Here is a 17405-nt window from a genome sequence, read left to right on the forward strand (position 1 = left end):
TGGAAAGCTACTGCCCGGCGAACTAGTGGCAATACACCGCCTTTAGTCAGGGTATTAGAACCAGAACAAGAACAAACCTTGATTATTTTATTAGATCGCGGTCGCTTGATGACAGCGCGAGTTCATGGCTTACAGCGATTTGATTGGGGTTTAAATGCTACTTTATCATTAGCATTAGCCGGATTACATCGGGGCGATCGCGTCGGGGTGGGTGTATTTGACCACCAAATGCACACATGGGTTTCCCCAGAACGCGGACAATCTCATCTGGGTAAGTTAATTGATTATCTCACCCTGGATTACAATCAGTCATCCCAACCCCCGATTGCTTGTGTTTGAAAAGGGAGTTGACGATCAAGGGAAACCCATTCAGATTGTGCTGCCGAGTAAAGATGAATATTAAGACAGACCTTACTCATATCTTGCACGCCTGCGACTGAAGTCGCGGCTACACAGACAAAACCCGCCTGCGCGGGTTCCAAACCCTTGATTTCTCGTCAGTCCGCGTAGGCGGACTTCGTTTGTATAGCCGCGAATTCCATTCGCTGGGGCTAGGTGCAAGATGTGAGCTTACTTATTAGCAAAAGCGGTAAACCTTATCTCTGTTCTGGAATCCACGTCTTTCCAAGAGATTGTGAATGGAATTAATACAAGCGTACATACTAGCTGAATTTGGTTGATGTAGCGATCACGGCATAACAAACCCAATGCAGGGGATGTAGTAAATTTTCGAGCTTCGTTTCAATATGAAGATTGCTTTTTCATATTCTATGATAAAGCGATCGCCCAGATTAAAATGAAAGAGTGATCTTTAAGTTAGTTTTCTCATGAGCGTTGTCATCTCAGATGAAATCCTGCAAGCCTCACAAATGACACCAAGTGAGTTCCGCCAGGAAATTGCCATATATCTGTTTCAAAGTGGTCGTTTAACCCTTGGCTACGCCAGCCAGTTAGCAGATATGCCCCTCAATACGTTTCGCCAACTGCTGAAAGAGCGAAAAATTGCGCTGTATTCCTATGATGTTGAAGATTTTGAGTTAGATTTGAAAAACTTACAAGAGTTGGGGCGATTGTGATTGTCATTAGCGATACATCAGCAATCACGAATTTGGCAGCAATAGACCAGCTAAGGCTTCTGCCTCTTCTCTACGAGCAAGTCATAATTCCAGAGGCAGTGTATCGTGAACTTGTAGACATCGACCCACCCGTACCAGGAACTGTGGAAGTCCAAACAGCTACTTGGTTAGAAGTCAAATTAATTGCTAACCGTGAATTTGTAGAACGGCTTCAAAGTGAAGTGAGATTAGATCCTGGGGAATCTGAAGCAATTACCCTATCGTTGGAACTTCAAGCCGATTTACTACTAATTGATGAGCGTCGTGGTAGAGCAGAAGCCGACCGTTTAGGAATCAAAATTACTGGGCTACTGGGTATTTTGGTTGAGGCAAAACGAAAAAATTTAATTTTAGCTGTGAAACCTCTGATGGATACTTTGATTGCTACCTCAGAGTTTCGAGTATCTTCAGCACTGTACAACCAAATTTTGATTATAGTCAACGAAACTTAGTTTTTCCTTGCCAGCACTGATTAAAGGTGCGATGGCGTAAACGCCCAGCGTAGCTGATCGCATTTAAGACTGTGACTGTGGAAGCGATGGCGTAACCGCCCAGCGTAGCTGATCGCCTAAACTAATATTAAAATAAAATGATTAATATGAGATTAAATCAGTAATAATTGTTACAATTTACCCAAAGAATTTTACTGGGCTAAAATTTGAGCCAATAGTTCTGGTGAAATCCGAAATCCAGCTTTATTGATCAAGTCGTTAGTAACAGGCTGTAATGATTCCAGTTCACCTAGCTGTTTGGCCCGCAGCAAAACTCCCAAAATCCCTGTTACTTTCAGCCCTAAAGATTTAGCAATTTTGCGCCCTTCACGTTCATCTAGGATGATCCAATCTGCTTTAAGTTCAACAGCAAGCGCGATCGCCTCTGCTTCCCCTCGATCCAGTGTTTGCTTCAGCAGTTGAACAAGAGATTCATTGCTCACCTGTTGTACTCGAATCCATCCAGATGAAATTGCTTCCCGAATGATATGAGAACCAGGTCGTTCTTCATCAAATTTTAATTCATCCACCACCGCACGGGGAATCAGAATTTCGCTGAATTGCCGACTTAGGAGTTCCAACTGATCCACAATCGCCAAGTTGAGAATTGGTGAAGTGTTACTCACTACGGGCATAGCTTAAATCATCATCTAATTCTTCAAAACCATAATGTCGTGTAACTCCACGACGAGAAAGCAACTGCCCAAATTCGTATTTTTCCATCTCTGCGAGTTCTCGCGCTTTCCCAAAGGAGAGAATATCTTGTGCATAAAGAGCAACAGCCAATTCCTGACGCAATTCTTGTTCAATACGCTGCTCAGGTAGGCGAAGGGCTTGCACAATAGAGTCAGAAATCGAAATTTGTAGTCCCATCTTTACTTTCAAGTTGTAAAGGTTTGTCTATTACTATCATGGTATATCCAGCAATCAAACTTGGGAGCTTAACGCATTTGTGATTTTCCACTATGTAATTATATATCATTATCTGGCGTTTCTAACTTAAACTGATACCAAACAGAGCAGAAAGCACTAAATTCAAATCACTAGGAACAGCATAAGTATTGATATCTTTGAGAATTATTTTTTCTTGACGCTGAAAAACTCCAAATTTCCAAGTATCACCTGTTGTCACAGCCCCATAAAGCATTGGAACGGTAGAATCAGTCCATTGATCGAGAGCAATTAATTCTACCGCCAATTGTGTAAAACCTCTTGCTAAATCAGCATTTTTAGCTTCAATTACTAATAAGTTTTGTGCAGTAGGAATGAAATAATCAAAACTGCCCCTAAGCCAATTATTTACTCGTACAGGATATTCAATTTTGAGTGGTACTTGAATAAATTTACAAATTGTTTTGAGAATTGGAAATATCAGTGCTTCACGTCTAGCTATCTCAGAAACAGGATCTACCAAAGTCAGATTTTCTTGTAATTCTATTCTCAGTGGTTCAGGATCTATTGGTAACTGTTGTGGAAGTTGGAGTGAAGTATTGTTGAGGGTAACACCAAATTCAGCTAGGATATCGGCACTATCATAAGCTAATTCGGCGTATTTGCTGAAAGTATAGCTCTCAGATGGGTCGAGAATCCTGGCTTTGCTCATGATAATGGCGATCGCCAACCCTAACTAATCAATGATGTTTACAATCATTGTACTTCTTGATCACTTAAGAATCTTTACCACAATCGCCTAAGTGAGTAGGCATCAAACGCAACATCAGCACTGATAATGGGGATTTCCTCTGTAATAGCCTGTGCAATCAACATTCTTAGGACTTACGCATCAAAACGAAAAATCAAGGGTTTTGGCGAGGGTTTAGGGGTTCAGGGGTATAGGGGTGTACTGGTTCAAAATCCTTACACCCCACACCCCACACCCCACACCCCGCCCCAACGGGGCTTGGTCATCAAGAAGATGGTACTGCAACTTTCAACCGCTTGAGCATAGCTTCTCGTGCTTGCATAGCGAGGTCATCATCTAAAGGTTTCAAGCTGATGGGTTGTTGATACTTCAGCCGCAACGCTGTTTGAATTAACCAGTCTGCAACAAAGGGATTTTTTGGTAATAAGGGGCCGTGAGAATAAGTTGCGATCGCATTCTGATAAAATGCACCTTCTGTACCATCTTCGCCATTATTGCCTAAACCATACACCACTCGTCCCAAGGCTTCTACTTTGCCTAACTTGGTGCGTCCGCCATGATTTTCAAAACCAACGAGATAAGGTTTGCTACCAGTCATTTCTGCTAAATCTTTGGCGAGGCGCGAAGCTGTAACTTCAATTACCAAGTTACCAATGCAACGTTTGGTATTTTCTCCAGGATGAATGGAAACTAAATCGAGGATTCCTAACCCTTCAATTCGTTGTCCTAGTCCGGGTTCATAATAATGTCCTAGCAGTTGGGGTGAACCGCAGGTAAAAACTCCTGGTGTGCCATTGGCGATTTTTTCGCGCATTGCGTCAGCTTTCGCGCCTTGCAAATCACGCATGACGATTTCTTGCTGACGGTCTTGTGCGCCACCACCCACAATCACATCGACAGATTTAATATCTTCGGCTGTAGAGTTTTGGTCTAAGGGTAATACTTTGACGCTGTATCCTCGCCATTGGGCGCGGCGTTCTATAGTAATAACATTACCGCGATCGCCATAGGTACTCATTAAGGTGGGATATAACCAACCAATAGTTAATTCTAATTGTTCAGAACTCATAAATCTTTACTTATAACTGTTAACTGATAAGTTATAACTTTTTTTCTCCCTATGGTTACAGAATCCGGTGCATATCCAAAAACCAGAGATGCTGCGGTCAGCATATCGTGAATTCGTCCTTAGTAATGGGTTTGGTAGTTAAAATTTTTGGATTGCCATATAGCAATTATCCCTAAGCTTCAGTATTTTAGGTCACAGTTTTGTAATTGTCAGACAGTCATAATCTCCACAGGTCACTGTAAATTTACTAAATCTTTGGGTAAACAGTTACACTGTTTTTTCCAAGTATGAACAAGTTAACTTTGTTTAACTAAGCGACAAATTGTGAATATCTAAAATGGAGATTATATGCAAGCAATTGAAGCTCCTAATTTGACGGTAATTGCATATGAAAATGCCGTTCCTGTGTCTCAACTACCTGCTGTGTGGCAAGATATTGCTAACGGAGTGGCAGATGTAGGCATCCCTGAACCACAAATTTATGTTGAGATGGCACAGTTATTTCAATATAAGTTAGAACAAGGTGATGTTGACTTATTTAACGAACGTCCAGAATTAGAATATCTTAAATCGTCATTCTGCCAACTATTTGGCAAGTTAGCTTGGGAAACCCTAGAATTTTCCGGTTATGACTTTCTAAAACCTAGCTATCCAGATTTTGCGACACTGCTTGAAGAGTTAGAATCTAAGGGCGAAGAGTTTGCCAATGAATTAAAAGTAGCGCGGATAGGAGTAGAACTTTTTCAAGAATTTGGTTATGAACTACCAGCAAGTTTTTATCATGTGCATCTAGCACCAATTTACCGCGATCATGTGTTTGAAGAACGCGCCCTAAGATTTGATAAGCGAGATATTAAACATAAGCGTTCTTGGGATGCAATATTACACGCAGGTAAGGTTTTTGCGATGCAAATGAAGGTGCAAAGTATCGCCTCTAAATATGGATTTACCTATCAACATGGTTGTGGTTGTAATTCTCACCTATCTTCGATTGATACATCTAGGGGGGTATTTGAATATGAACTTACTCCCGAAAAGCGTCAACGGTGGTTGAGAAGTTTTATTTGGACTGCTTGGTATGAATATGCTTTCTTTCCTATTGTCCCGAATACCAGTTATTTAGTTTAGATAGTGAGAAAAATAAGGGAGATGAGAAAGATGATAAAAAAGCTTCTCATAAAAGTTTTTTATAAAGCTGCATAGAATTCGATTCCCCTTAACCCCCCCTTAAAAATGGCTATGGTGTATACACAAGTCAAAAATTTGCTGTATGAAACCGCATCCCGCCTTGAACTAAAGTTCCAGGCTCATAGCCAAAGTCCACTTAAGTGAACTGAAATAGATTTCTAGTTGAGTCCTCTGAAGAGGACTTGTGCTGTGAGACTCGGAATTAATTCCGAGGCGGGATAGATGCACTCAACCCAGATTTGTGCGTACACGGTAGCTTAAAAAGGGGGATTTAGGGGGATCAAGATATGTGCAACTTAACATTGAATTGGTATCAATTTCCTATTTACAATTTCCCATTTTCTAAAGAATTTTTCTCCCGGTGAGGACTTCGCGCACTTCTAACATAGCGGAATAAGTAGGAAGAATGTGTAAGGTTTCATTGTCTGGTGTATGCTTAAGAGCAGTTGCGATCGCTTGGCGTAAATCTTCCTCGACAATTAAGTTTAAATTACTCTCCACAGACTTTTCGCTATAACGCAGACGTAAAGCCATATCATAAACGCGATCGCCACTCACCACAATAGTTCCGCCGCGTTCGACTAATTTTTCGGTATCTACATCCCAAATCCAGGATACATCAGTACCATCGGGGGTGCGATCGTTTAAAACCATCAGTGTAGTTTTATCAGTACTTTGATTCACCACCCGAATAGTTTCATTTGTGCCTACAGGATTTTTAGATAATAAAATTCTGACCTTTTTCCCATCAATAATTAAATCTTCCGCCCTACCGAATGCAGCTTGGAAATTATTAATAGTATCTTTAATTGTGGTTTCATCAACACCTAATTCGATAGCCGCAGTGGCAGCAGCTAAAGTATTGTATTTGTTATACAAACCAACCAGAATTTGTCCCCACTCGCTACTTTCGAGAGTTGGTTTACTCTTGCTAAAACCGCAACTGGGACAAGTAAAATCGCCCAAGTGAGACAAGTACACACCTTGATAATCTAAAGAATGTCCGCAATTAGGGCAATAAATAGAATCTACCGCGTGTTGAATTGATTCTAGATACTGTTCTGGTTCATTTAAGCCGAAGAATAACACTCGTTGCGGTAACTGCTGACCAAGATGCGATAAAGTCGGGTCATCAGCATTGGGAATTACGACTGTTTCTTTGGGAAGTGTCGTAATTACCTTTGTCCAGCGTTTACTGATGGTATCTACTTCGCCGTACCTGTCGAGTTGGTCACGGAACAAGTTTAAACACAGAATAATACGTGGCTGGAGTGGTGTTAATACCTTGGGAACGATATTTTCATCTACTTCCAAAATGGCGTAGTCAGCATTCAGCGTCCCCACCAAGTTAGTGTTTTCTAGTAAAGCTGTCATCAAGCCATTTTCTAAGTTTGCACCTGTAGAATTATGGGTGATGTGGTAGCCTTTACGTTCCAAAATAGTTTTTAACAGCAGCGACGTAGTTGTTTTACCATTCGTCCCCGCAATGATAATTACGCCATTTTTTACCTGCTGACTCAACAATTGCAACAGTCGAGGTTCAATCCGCCGAGCAATTGAGCCTGGTAATACACTAGCAGCACCTAAGCGCAGCGATCGCACCGCAAATGTGACAGTTTTCGCCACCGATACCGCCAAACCAAGGCGCAGTCTATCTATCAGTTTAATTTTCTTGCCCACTTCTTTACCTGAATCTTCTGATGGTTGGTAATTAATCTAGTTGCAAATTTAATCTTGTGAGTTTAGCGAATCCTGACTCAAAAAGCCAGCACTGAGAAAGTCTGAAGTCTGAAGTTTAAAAGAGGATAGGGAACAGACTTCATACTTTTTAAATTACAACCCTAACCCGAAAGGGTTGCTGAAAAATCAATTTCACACTTCACACTTCATACTTCATCCTTAAGACGTTATCTTAAAAAATAGTGCGCGGGTGTAATTACTTATCCAGCCCAGGTTGCCGAATTCAGCACAAACTTACGACAAATCGTAGCTTGCAAGGTTCCTTTTGATGAATATTACAAAGTTGATTTTTTTACAAAAACGAATGGCTGACTGGCGACGGTTGGTATCCAAATGCCTGTTATTGCTTGTTTGTCTACTGATTTTCAGTATAAAACCCGCTTTCGCTGGTATTAATGATGATAATTATGATGGCAATATGTTTGTCGTTTATGCTGGCAATGGTTCTTTAGTTCCACCCAGACAGACGCTAGCACAGACTTTAGCAGAACATAAACCTACATTTTTAGCGTTTTATGTAGATGACAGTAGCGATTGCAAAAAATATGCCATTGTAATTTCTCGTGTCCAGGAATTTTACGGACGCGCTGCCGAAATTATTCCTGTTGATGTTGATACAATTCCAGTCAAAGAAAAATATGATCCCACCGAACCAGGATATTACTATACTGGTGCTGTCCCTCAAGTTGTGGTTTTGAACCAGTCAGGACAGGTAATGTTAAACAAAAAAGGTCAAGTACCTTTTGAGGAAATCGACGATAAATTTAGAGAAGTGTTTGATTTATTACCACGTTCTGAGTCAGTGGAATTGAAACGTCGTTCCTTTAACGAATTTAGTAGTGAGTTAACGAAATAACTGCCAAGGTAGACCGAGATGGTCTACCTTAATTTTTAGTACCGTCTGCTACTGCATCGCCCATTCAGCAAAGGATAATCTTTAAAAAACCTGTTGTCCCAACTGTGGAAATTAATTAATAGTCTAAAGTTAAACACTATTGACTATTGACTATTGACCCTTGACCCTTGACTAATCACTGATGTCAAAAGTTTACACTACCGAAGAGCTAATCCAAATTTTGGCAGCCGAACGCCAAGCTTGTCTAAAAGGAGAGCGTCTGAAGTTAGAAGTAACAGTCTCTGGCAATCCTGTAATAGACCAGTTTATCAGAACCGAGGGGTTCCAAAAGTTCACTGCCTATCAAGATTTCAAGGCGGCTATTCACAATTATCAAAGAGAACATGATATCTCAGGTATTGTCTGGCGCGAGATGACAGTCAAAGGTAAAACTTTGCGCTATCCAGAAGTAGATAACCAACTAGTAGCCCTTGCTAGTGACTTGGCAATATTACAATCTGCCAAAAATTCTATATTGAATTTTTGGGATGAAGTCACTATGAATATGGACTTATATTTAAGTTTTAATAATAGTAAACAACATCAATTAATTACTGTATCTGATGTTGAAAGAATTGCTCAAAGAACAGAATGGGCTAGCTTGTGGAAGTGGGAAAATCCTAATTTTTTAGAGATGATTTTACAATTAGGATGGGGTAATCCTGAAGAAGCTAGTTATAAACGTGGTAGACCGCATTCTGGTAGTGAATATATTCATGCAGTCAATCCAGGAAATTCACCTATTGGTTAAAAAAATATTCACATCGAAGAAGAATTCAGAATCAATTACTGGGGAATTCTGACACGCCACTAATTCAATATCACTAAATCTTCTCCCAAAGGAAGACCTAAAGGCGACCAGGCGGGGATTACCAAGTATATTTACATAGTTGCTTATGGCACGAAAGTCTTATCCTAACATAAGCCGTTTCTTTGTTTAAAACAAATGGTTTCAAGGGATCTGTATCGCCCAAACCTTTATCTAGCTGGCTTTAAAGGCGATTTTCACCCCTTGAACTATTGCTCTAATTTTTAGTACCCTCAAGACAAAATAAAGCCATACTTTTTCAATACAGCCTTAGCTGGTGGACTAGTTAAAAATTGGGTAAACTCTTTGGCAGCATTGGCATTTTTGCTGCTTTTTAACACAGCCAGTGGATAGATAATTGGGGAGTGGTATTTTTCATCCGCCGCTACAACTACTTTTACTTTGTCTGAGATTTTGGCATCTGTGGCGTAAACTAACCCTGCATCAGCATTGCCACTTTCCACTGCTGCTAAAACTTGACGCACGTTGTTGGCATAAACTAGTTTTCCAGTCACTTGCGGCCAAATCTTTAGCTTTTGCAGGACTTGTTGGGCGTATTGACCTGCGGGAACACTTCTTGGTTCACCAATAGCTATACGCTTAATTTCCGGTTTTTGCAGGTTGAACAAGCTGGTGATACCAGTTTTATTTCTAGGGATGACTAAAACAAGGCGGTTTTTAGCCAGGACAGAGCGAGTACCAGGAACTAAAAGCCCTTTTTGTTCTAAAGCATCTACTTGCTTTTTGCCAGCCGAAATAAAAATATCAGCTGGCGCGCCTTGTTCAATTTGTTGTTGTAATGCACCGGAGGCTCCAAAGTTATAATTTATGTTGACATTGGGTTTACTTTGTTGATACAGAGGTTTAATTTCTTCCAATGCGTCTTTCAAACTCGCAGCCGCAGAAACAAGCAAGTTGACGTTTGACTGTGCTGTGACCGCAGAAGGTACAATTAAAGGTGAGCAAACAGCTAGCAACAAACTAGCAAATGCAGTACCAAGAAAGGCAATAATTTGTCTTCTTTTCATAGAGAAAGGGTGTAGTAATAGATTCTTCTGCAATTTGATGGCGCTTGGTAGGATTTTACCAAGCGTCATTACCGTATTTACCAACCTAATTGGTAACATTATGCCAAGAAAAGAACAAGGATGGATCACATTTCAAACATCGGAAGAGGAGCGAAAAATTTTAGAGGAGTTCTGTCAAGACTCTCAGCGCACCAAAACCGAGATTCTTCGGGAATTAGTGCGTGGTCTGAATAAGCACCAAGCACCAAAAACATCAAAACCGACTAAAAAGGTTGAGAAAGAAGCGACTCAAGAAGTACCTGAGTTGGAAATGACTATTCAAAAGAAACCTTTAAAAGTTAGTTCACGTAATATTTTGAAGGGAGTTGTGAAAAAAGTTATTCCTGGGGCTGTTAATTGCGAGGTGACAATCGAAGTTATTCACAAAGTTGAATTAACTTCAATGATTACTAAAACCTCTGCGGAAGAGTTAGAACTAGCTGAGGGACAAGAAGCCTATGCAGTAATTAAATCTAATGATATTGTGATTGCTAAAGAATAGCTATAGCAGGAAACATAGTTGGAGAAACAAATTTATTTGGCTCTTATTTAGGACTACTATATGATTTGAAAGCTTTTTGAGTGGCGTAAAAGGAATATAGATTCAAGACTAAGGATTCGAGGCTAGTATACCTCTGTCGTTTTTTGCTATGACAATAGTGGCAGCCTAAATTAGAACTATGTTGATGGCTGAAACTCCTGATAATATTGAGTTTACACTCAGCACTTTGCTATTACATTTTGTGCTTTATTAAAATGGGATAAGTTTTCTCGCCTGTGGTGCAGGGGTGAAGAAACTTATCCCATAAGTGTTAAAAATTGCTGAAAAAATCAGTCCTAAAAGTTTAAAATCTTCTCCGGTTTTTTGACTCTTGTCTATCTACGGGAAAAACTTCAAAGTCAAATGTTGCAATTAGACGATCATCAACATATACCTGTATTTTATGCTTGCCTGGGGGATCGCCAGCTGCAATTGTCCAAAAGTTTTCAATTACGCCGTCTGTAGCCATCGCTTTGCGCCGCATGACTGATTCTGTCCCGTCGGCGGAGACTGTGAAGTTTTCACCATCATCGGTAGCCCAAGTTTCTGGCGGCTTTGGTAGGCGCAGAACTTCTCGCCATGTTACTTCACCTTTGTAGTCTTTTAGTTGAATCCGCCAGCCATATTTACTGCCTTCTTGTAGCGGTACTCTGAATGTGGGGATGAAGTTCACTTTACCTCTAGCATCAACTCTCGCCACCCCAAATTCAGCTTTATCGACGGATATCGCTTGTTTTGTATTGCTTACTTGAGAAATTGACCTAGAAGATGTTGAGGTATGTGCAGCGATCGCTACAGTAGCATTGATTGGCGAAGATCCGATCAACCCAGAGGCCAGCCAAGAAGAAGTTAGTACAACTATTGCAGCCCAAATTCTCATTAGCAAAATTTTTGGTCATTTACTTGTACATCTTCCAATCTTCTCATCTATTCTCCGGGTTTAAACAAGATGAAATAGAAAGTTTGAATGCTCAAGTGAAAGTATATTTATAGTTAAATTTTAAACACTAAAAATACTAAATAAAAATAGGTTTCTCGCAGCAAAAACTCTATCTGACTGCGAAAACTGCGATAGCGTGTTGTCGGTGTCGGTGATGGATAGGCATCCATTCCTAACTGTTTTGCCATGAATACGGAACGTTTTAGATGTAAAGGATCGCTGACAATCAAAAACTTGGTTAAATTTTGCCCGGATGCTACTGCTAAAGCGTTTTTCAAGTTTTGGTATGTTGTGCGCGATCGCGTTTCCATTAAAATATCAGCAACCTTCACTCCGTTTGTCACAGCATAGTTTTTACCTACTACCGCCTCGGACAGTTCATTAATTTCCCCGACTCCACCAGTAAAAATAAGTTTAGTTACATCTGCATTTTTATACAGATTAATTCCATGATTAATGCGTTCTTGAAACACGGGTGATGGTTGATTATTCCATACTGCTGCACCTAAAATAATTGCCGCATCTGCTTTAATATGATGACTGTTATTCGCGTATAAATATATATTCAATGCTGTAGTTAAAAACACGACAATTATTGTCGAAATTGCAGTAATAAATCCCATCATTAACCATTTTTGGGAAATCTTTTGATTAGGCATAAATATATACAACAGATTGAGGCGAATGAAGTAAAAATTCTCAAAACCCTGTTCTCTCTAACTAACCTTCTACCAAATTCCAAAAATAACCATCTGGTGCGGTGAAAGAAAAACTTTGTTCACGAAATTCATTTTCGATGAGATTAGTAAAATTTAGCACTGAACTGTTCTTGATGCGATCGCAATATTCGCTAATTCCTCGCACACGGTAAGTATACAGAGACATCCCTAAATTTCCTGGTTGGGACAATTCAAATCTAGATTCTATATTCATCGCTTCTGGGAAACGAATCACGTAAAGTCTACCACTGCGCGCCGCCATCAAATCAGTCTGAGAAGAACGAGGATCATCAAAAGTCGTAACAATAAATTTTTCCCCAGGCTTTAAGTCAAATAAATCACGCCCTGCTGGCGAAGACTCATAACTTGTTTCCACATCATCGCGCACACGCAATAAACCCAAAACATCCTCATAAAATTTCAAGCTGGTTTTGCTGTCATCTTGAACAATAATTCCCATGTGAGTAAACTGACTAGTTTTAAACACAGAGGCTTCGTTAATTTGCCCGTAATGTGGTATCGTATAGCCAAATCTTTGAAATAAAACTTGACGCGTCAAAGGTTGCAATAACAACATTTCTCGCACTCCTGCCGCCTGGTCAATAAACGGACGACTTTTGCGTTCTTTATTGTAAATGACTTCCCAATAAGGATAGCTGTATCTAATAGAAAAACCAGCAGCTTTGGCTTCTTCAGCATGATTGAGAAGAGTTAAAATATCAGCTGTTAAGGTAGTCGCCCAACGATTACCTTTAATTTTCATTGATGCTAGTCCCAAGCCTTGACTCGTGGGATTTTGCCAAACCATCAACCTAATCAAACCATGATCTGTATTTTGATGGTAAAGGCGAATCGATCGCAACGCAGAATTTACGCCATATAATTGATAGGCTGTAGCCGCAGGTAACTGACCAACTTGCCCAATGCGATAACCAAATTGTTCCCAATATTGAATAGCAAAGATTGGGTCTGGAACTCCAATACATACTTCATAGATACCTGCAATTGTAGTTTCTTGTCCCAGAGTCATACTAAATTTCGCTTTTGAGATATTGACCAAAAAAACAATACCAATTCGTAATTAGTTATGTCTAATTCGTAATTAATATTCATTCAAATTACTCAGATGAACTTTTGATAACTCTTTGCGCCTCTGCGTCTGTGCGTCAGACTAACATTCTTGTTATCCCACTTAAATCTCCGTAATTCGATTTAAGTCTTGCATAACAGCAGCAGCAGATTGATAGCGATCGCTAAAATGATAGCGTACCATCTTATCTAAAATCATCGCTAATTCTTCATTAATTTCTACTAGATGTCGCCACATCACATTCCCCGTTTCTGGGTCTGGTTGTAATTCTTGGGGTACAATACCAGTAATTGCTTGAATTGCCATCATTCCTAAAGCATAAATATCACTAGATAAACGAGGATGACCAGCAAATTGTTCTGGGGGTGCATACCCTCTTGTCCCAATAGCTACAGTAGCTAATTCTGTTTGTTCGCTAGTTTGGGGTTGCATTAATTTGACAGCACCAAAATCAATTAAAACTAAGCGATTATCTTTAGCACTTCTAATAATATTATGTGGCTTAATATCTCGGTGAATTACGCGATGTTCATGTACAAATGCTAAAACTTCTAACACACCTTTGAGCATTTCAATCACAAAACTTTCACTTTGTAAACCTTGCACAGGTGGTAATTCTTCGTGTAGTGTATGTCCCGAAATGTATTCTTCAACTAAATAAAATTCTTGATTGTCTTCAAAATAGGCTAACAATGCTGGGATTTGGGAATGTTTTCCCAAAGCTTCTAAAATTTCTGCTTCTGTATTAAATAATCGCCGGGCAACTTGTAAAAATTTCGGATCTCGCCGTGCTGGCATTAACTGTTTCACAACACAAATGGGGCTACCTGGACGTTGCGTATCTTTAGCTAAATAAGTCCGACCAAATCCTCCCGAACCCAACACTTTAGAAATTTGATAACGTCCACCTAAAAGTAAGTCACCAGTGCGTTTTTCTAGTTGAGAAACTGCTGAAACAGAGTGCAGATGTTGGTCACGCAGTATGCTAGCTTGCGTAGGCGCAGCAGTTTCATTTAAAAGTATATTTAATTGGGCGATCGCTTCTTGTTGTTGTTCAACTTGCAGAATAATTAATTTGGTTTGCTGCTGTGTTTGATAGGTCGTATATACCACCATTCCCACACTACTTAAAATCAAAGCTAAAGCAGGCGGAATCAACGGTATCCAGCCTGATAATAAAAATAAACCAGCACAAATTCCCACTAAACCCGCTAATGTTGTCCCCCCAGCAATTAACAACAACAAAGGATGGCGCATTTGCCATCCTAAAATACTACCGAGTAATGCCCAACTCCATATCCATAAAACTTCAGCCCAATTAGGCCAATACCAAATTAATGGTTTACCATCCAACACTGTACTCAAAATTTGACTGGCTATTTGTGCATGGATATACACAGTCGCCATTCTCGCAGGTTGTTCGGGAGAAGCACTATAAGGTGTATATATCCCAGGATGAACACTAGCAGCAGTAGTCCCAATAAGTACTAAATGGTCTTTGACTAAATTAGGGTTGATTTCGCCTTTGAGGACTTGTGTTAAAGTGACTTCTTCTGCTAAATGACTGGGATGACGGTAATTTAATAATATTTGATATCCTGCTGCATCTAGACCTTGATAACTGCCAGAATTAGACTTAAGAATCGGAAAAATTACATTACCAATTTTAAAAGTATGTTTATTAGGAAAGTCTATTTTTATGCCTTGTTTTTCTAAATAATTAATAGCAATTAAAGCCGCAAAAGAAAAATTTGTTGTACATTGACTGCTATCTGTCGGTTCAGCGAATAATAAACCCCGGCGAATAATTTGGTCTTCTTGACTATCAGGAATTAAATCGTTATAGCCAATATTATCTATAGGAAAATTAGGTGGTGGTGCAACTTCATGTCTCCCTTGGCTGCTTAATAAACAAGTAGCAATAATCAGATTTTTATTAATATCGGCGGCGAGATTTTGCTGTTCTGGGCGATAAATATTTAGCCCAATCACGCGCGGTTGATAAGATTCTAATTTAGCTAATAGCTGATTAATTGTGACATCAGATAAAGGCCATTTGAAGCGTGCTATATCCTCTTCCGTAATTTTAACCAATAAAAGGCGGGAATCTGGTGGTTCTATAGGGCGCGATCGCAACAATTGGTCATAAGCTTTTAACTCCCAAGACTGTAAAAACCGCAATTCGCGCATCCCCCAAACCACAGCAGTCACCCCTACGCTAGTCAGCATCACCATTTGCCACCAGCGAATGTTGCCAAAAAAATCACGAGAATTCTGATCTTGTGCTAAAGCCGTTCGGAGTTTTTGTAATATTCCACTAATCACAGAGTTAGTTTTAAGAGTCAAAAGGCAGCTATGCTGGAGGCAGAAAGATAAAACTTTATATTTTATACTGCACTCCCCGCTTTATTTAAACTAGCAATTTACTTGCAGCTGCTAGGTGGACATCAATAATTGTAATTGGGCTAAGGCAGTCTCGATGAAACTGATTTCACAAGCCTCAACAAGGCTGAAGTCTGTTCGCCTTTGGCGTTCCCGCAGGGTAGTGTGAAGTCTGACATGAAGACTGGATACAGAAACCCGCCTAGGCGGGTTTTGTTTGTGTAGCTGTGACTTCAGTCGCCCTAGTGCTGTCTTCCTGTATAATCTATAACCGTTTGTTAAATCACTAAATTATGTCAAGCACAGCCATTGAAAACATCATTGCCGCCTACTTTAGCAACATTGCCGCTATGAATCCAGAAGGCTGGATAGACACCTTTGCTGAAGATGCTGTCAGTCACGATCCTGTCGGTGAACCGCCAGTCAAGATTCGAGAAAATTATCGCCAGTTTATCGGACAATTACAAGCTGTATTTGCTACATTAACACCAACAACTGAGGATATTTTTGTAGCAGGTAATGAAGCCGCAGTCAAATGGATCATGCAAGGAGTGAGTAAAAGTGGTAAATCAGTAACTTTTGCAGGAATTACAATTTTTGAGATTAACGCAGCTGCCAAAATTCAAACTACTCGCGCTTATTGGAACCCAGCGCAAATGATAGCGCAACTACGCAATTAAATATCAAACCCTACTGTTGACACTCTAACTTTGGAAAGACGCAAATTTCTTACTACCTGCGGTGTAGCTACCTTAGCTACACAAATACCCTTAAAAACTTTAGCTATCTCTCCCAATAATATTATTAAACCACCTCGTTTAAAACCAGGCGACACCGTAGGTTTAATCGCCCCTGCAGGTATATTTGATCCCAAATATATAGAAATAGCCAAGGGATATCTTACCGCACTCGGGTTAAATACTAAAGTTGGCAACCACATTTTAGATCATTATGGTTATCTAGCAGGTAAAGATAGCGATCGCGCCCAAGATGTCAACGCTATGTTTGCAGATAATTCTGTTAAAGCAATTTTGGCAATGCGCGGCGGTTGGGGTTGTAATCGAATTTTACCCTTACTCAATTATCCCTTAATTCGTTCTCATCCAAAAATCTTAATGGGATACAGCGATATCACTTCATTATTAATTGCAATTAACGCCCGCAGTCGCATTGTAACTTTTCACGGGCCAGTTGCTACCTCCACATGGACTCCGTTTATGTTGGATTATTTAAAACAGATTTTATTTAATGCAGAAGCTGTAACTTTAAAAAATAACAATACCAAAGAAGGAAAAGTACAAACAATCGTATCAGGAAAAGCCAAAGGTAAACTTGTTGGTGGTAACTTGTCAGTTATAGCTGCAATGCTTGGTTCTAACTACCTCCCTGTTTGGCAGCAACGAATCTTATTTATCGAAGATACCAACGAAGATGTTTATCGGATAGATAGAATGCTTACCCAATTACAAAACGCCGGAATACTAAATCGAATTTCTGGGTTTATTTTTGGGCAATGTACTGATTGTAGTATGGGAGATGAGCCATCCCTAACTTTAATGCAAGTATTACAAGACCATATTCTGCCATTAAAAATTCCGGCTTGGTATGGTTCGATGATTGGGCATATTCAAGATAAATTTATTTTGCCAGTTGGTTTAGATGTAGAAATAGATGCGGATGCGGGAACTATTAGTTTCAATGAATCGGCTGTGAGCTAA

At 39.9% G+C, this 17405-nt stretch carries 20 protein-coding genes; 9 read left to right on the top strand and 11 right to left on the bottom strand.

The window, feature by feature from the left end:
- The coding region (locus H6G69_RS17910) for a DUF58 domain-containing protein (RefSeq protein WP_242072100.1) at window positions 1–339 on the top strand (339 nt) is incomplete at its 5' end.
- A gap of 72 nt (window positions 340–411) precedes the next feature.
- Here the strand turns inward: H6G69_RS17910 and H6G69_RS17915 are convergent.
- Entirely contained in the window at window positions 412–561 is a 150-nt protein-coding gene (locus H6G69_RS17915; RefSeq protein ID WP_190690057.1) for a hypothetical protein, read from the bottom strand.
- Window positions 562–827: 266 nt separating this feature from the next.
- Here H6G69_RS17915 and H6G69_RS17920 point away from each other — a divergent pair, with 266 nt between their 5' ends.
- Window positions 828–1076: a UPF0175 family protein gene (locus H6G69_RS17920; protein WP_190690060.1), complete on the top strand. Its 249-nt coding sequence runs from the start codon at window positions 828–830 to the stop codon at window positions 1074–1076.
- A complete protein-coding gene (locus tag H6G69_RS17925; RefSeq protein ID WP_190690063.1) occupies window positions 1073–1567 on the top strand; it encodes a DUF3368 domain-containing protein in 495 nt (164 codons plus the stop codon). Before H6G69_RS17920 ends, H6G69_RS17925 begins: the two co-directional genes overlap by 4 nt.
- 191 nt (window positions 1568–1758) lie before the next feature.
- On the opposite strand, the gene H6G69_RS17930 is transcribed toward H6G69_RS17925, so the two are convergent.
- The 4 genes from H6G69_RS17930 to H6G69_RS17945 form a co-directional block, all read right to left on the bottom strand.
- On the bottom strand, window positions 1759–2241 hold the full coding sequence (locus tag H6G69_RS17930) for a DUF3368 domain-containing protein (protein WP_190690066.1): 483 nt from the start codon (window positions 2239–2241) through the stop codon (window positions 1759–1761).
- Window positions 2225–2479 carry a UPF0175 family protein gene (locus H6G69_RS17935; protein ID WP_190690069.1) on the bottom strand — a complete coding sequence of 85 codons (255 nt, stop codon included), beginning with the start codon at window positions 2477–2479 and terminating at the stop codon, window positions 2225–2227. Before H6G69_RS17935 ends, H6G69_RS17930 begins: the two co-directional genes overlap by 17 nt.
- Before the next feature lie 121 nt (window positions 2480–2600).
- Window positions 2601–3209 (bottom strand): hypothetical protein, encoded by a 609-nt coding sequence (locus H6G69_RS17940; protein ID WP_190690072.1) that lies wholly within the window; start codon window positions 3207–3209, stop codon window positions 2601–2603.
- A gap of 304 nt (window positions 3210–3513) precedes the next feature.
- Complete coding sequence (locus tag H6G69_RS17945; RefSeq protein WP_190690077.1) at window positions 3514–4317, bottom strand: type 1 glutamine amidotransferase; 804 nt, start codon at window positions 4315–4317, stop codon at window positions 3514–3516.
- A 348-nt stretch (window positions 4318–4665) separates the two neighbouring features.
- Between H6G69_RS17945 and H6G69_RS17950 the strand changes: the two genes are divergently transcribed.
- Window positions 4666–5445: a hypothetical protein gene (locus H6G69_RS17950; protein WP_190690079.1), complete on the top strand. Its 780-nt coding sequence runs from the start codon at window positions 4666–4668 to the stop codon at window positions 5443–5445.
- Between the two features lie 402 nt (window positions 5446–5847).
- On the opposite strand, the gene H6G69_RS17955 is transcribed toward H6G69_RS17950, so the two are convergent.
- The gene (locus tag H6G69_RS17955; RefSeq protein WP_190690082.1) at window positions 5848–7185 is read right to left on the bottom strand and encodes a MurT ligase domain-containing protein; all 1338 of its coding nucleotides are present in this window, start codon (window positions 7183–7185) and stop codon (window positions 5848–5850) included.
- Window positions 7186–7513: 328 nt separating this feature from the next.
- Between H6G69_RS17955 and H6G69_RS17960 the strand changes: the two genes are divergently transcribed.
- Window positions 7514–8101 carry a thylakoid membrane photosystem I accumulation factor gene (locus tag H6G69_RS17960; RefSeq protein ID WP_190690085.1) on the top strand — a complete coding sequence of 196 codons (588 nt, stop codon included), beginning with the start codon at window positions 7514–7516 and terminating at the stop codon, window positions 8099–8101.
- Between the two features lie 181 nt (window positions 8102–8282).
- Window positions 8283–8891, top strand: coding sequence for a hypothetical protein (locus H6G69_RS17965; RefSeq protein ID WP_190690088.1), 609 nt, complete (start codon window positions 8283–8285; stop codon window positions 8889–8891).
- A 290-nt stretch (window positions 8892–9181) separates the two neighbouring features.
- Here the strand turns inward: H6G69_RS17965 and modA are convergent, their stop codons facing one another.
- Window positions 9182–9976 carry a molybdate ABC transporter substrate-binding protein gene (gene modA / locus H6G69_RS17970; protein ID WP_190690091.1) on the bottom strand — a complete coding sequence of 265 codons (795 nt, stop codon included), beginning with the start codon at window positions 9974–9976 and terminating at the stop codon, window positions 9182–9184.
- Window positions 9977–10076: 100 nt separating this feature from the next.
- On the opposite strand from modA, the gene H6G69_RS17975 reads away from it, so the two are divergent.
- Entirely contained in the window at window positions 10077–10517 is a 441-nt protein-coding gene (locus H6G69_RS17975) for a molybdopterin-binding protein (RefSeq protein ID WP_190690094.1), read from the top strand.
- 343 nt (window positions 10518–10860) lie between these two features.
- On the opposite strand, the gene H6G69_RS17980 is transcribed toward H6G69_RS17975, so the two are convergent.
- From H6G69_RS17980 to H6G69_RS17995, 4 genes are all read right to left on the bottom strand, one after another.
- A complete protein-coding gene (locus H6G69_RS17980; RefSeq protein ID WP_190690097.1) occupies window positions 10861–11436 on the bottom strand; it encodes a hypothetical protein in 576 nt (191 codons plus the stop codon).
- 113 nt (window positions 11437–11549) lie between these two features.
- Window positions 11550–12155: a YdcF family protein gene (locus H6G69_RS17985; protein WP_190690101.1), complete on the bottom strand. Its 606-nt coding sequence runs from the start codon at window positions 12153–12155 to the stop codon at window positions 11550–11552.
- A gap of 61 nt (window positions 12156–12216) precedes the next feature.
- Window positions 12217–13245 (bottom strand): VOC family protein, encoded by a 1029-nt coding sequence (locus H6G69_RS17990; RefSeq protein ID WP_190690104.1) that lies wholly within the window; start codon window positions 13243–13245, stop codon window positions 12217–12219.
- Between the two features lie 162 nt (window positions 13246–13407).
- Entirely contained in the window at window positions 13408–15630 is a 2223-nt protein-coding gene (locus H6G69_RS17995; RefSeq protein WP_190690107.1) for a CHASE2 domain-containing protein, read from the bottom strand.
- Window positions 15631–15980: 350 nt separating this feature from the next.
- Here H6G69_RS17995 and H6G69_RS18000 point away from each other — a divergent pair, with 350 nt between their 5' ends.
- Window positions 15981–16367 (top strand): nuclear transport factor 2 family protein, encoded by a 387-nt coding sequence (locus tag H6G69_RS18000; protein WP_190690109.1) that lies wholly within the window; start codon window positions 15981–15983, stop codon window positions 16365–16367.
- Window positions 16368–16397: 30 nt separating this feature from the next.
- A complete protein-coding gene (locus H6G69_RS18005; RefSeq protein WP_190690112.1) occupies window positions 16398–17405 on the top strand; it encodes an LD-carboxypeptidase in 1008 nt (335 codons plus the stop codon).

Source organism: Nostoc sp. FACHB-110 (genome assembly GCF_014697425.1).
GTDB lineage: Bacteria > Cyanobacteriota > Cyanobacteriia > Cyanobacteriales > Nostocaceae > Nostoc_B.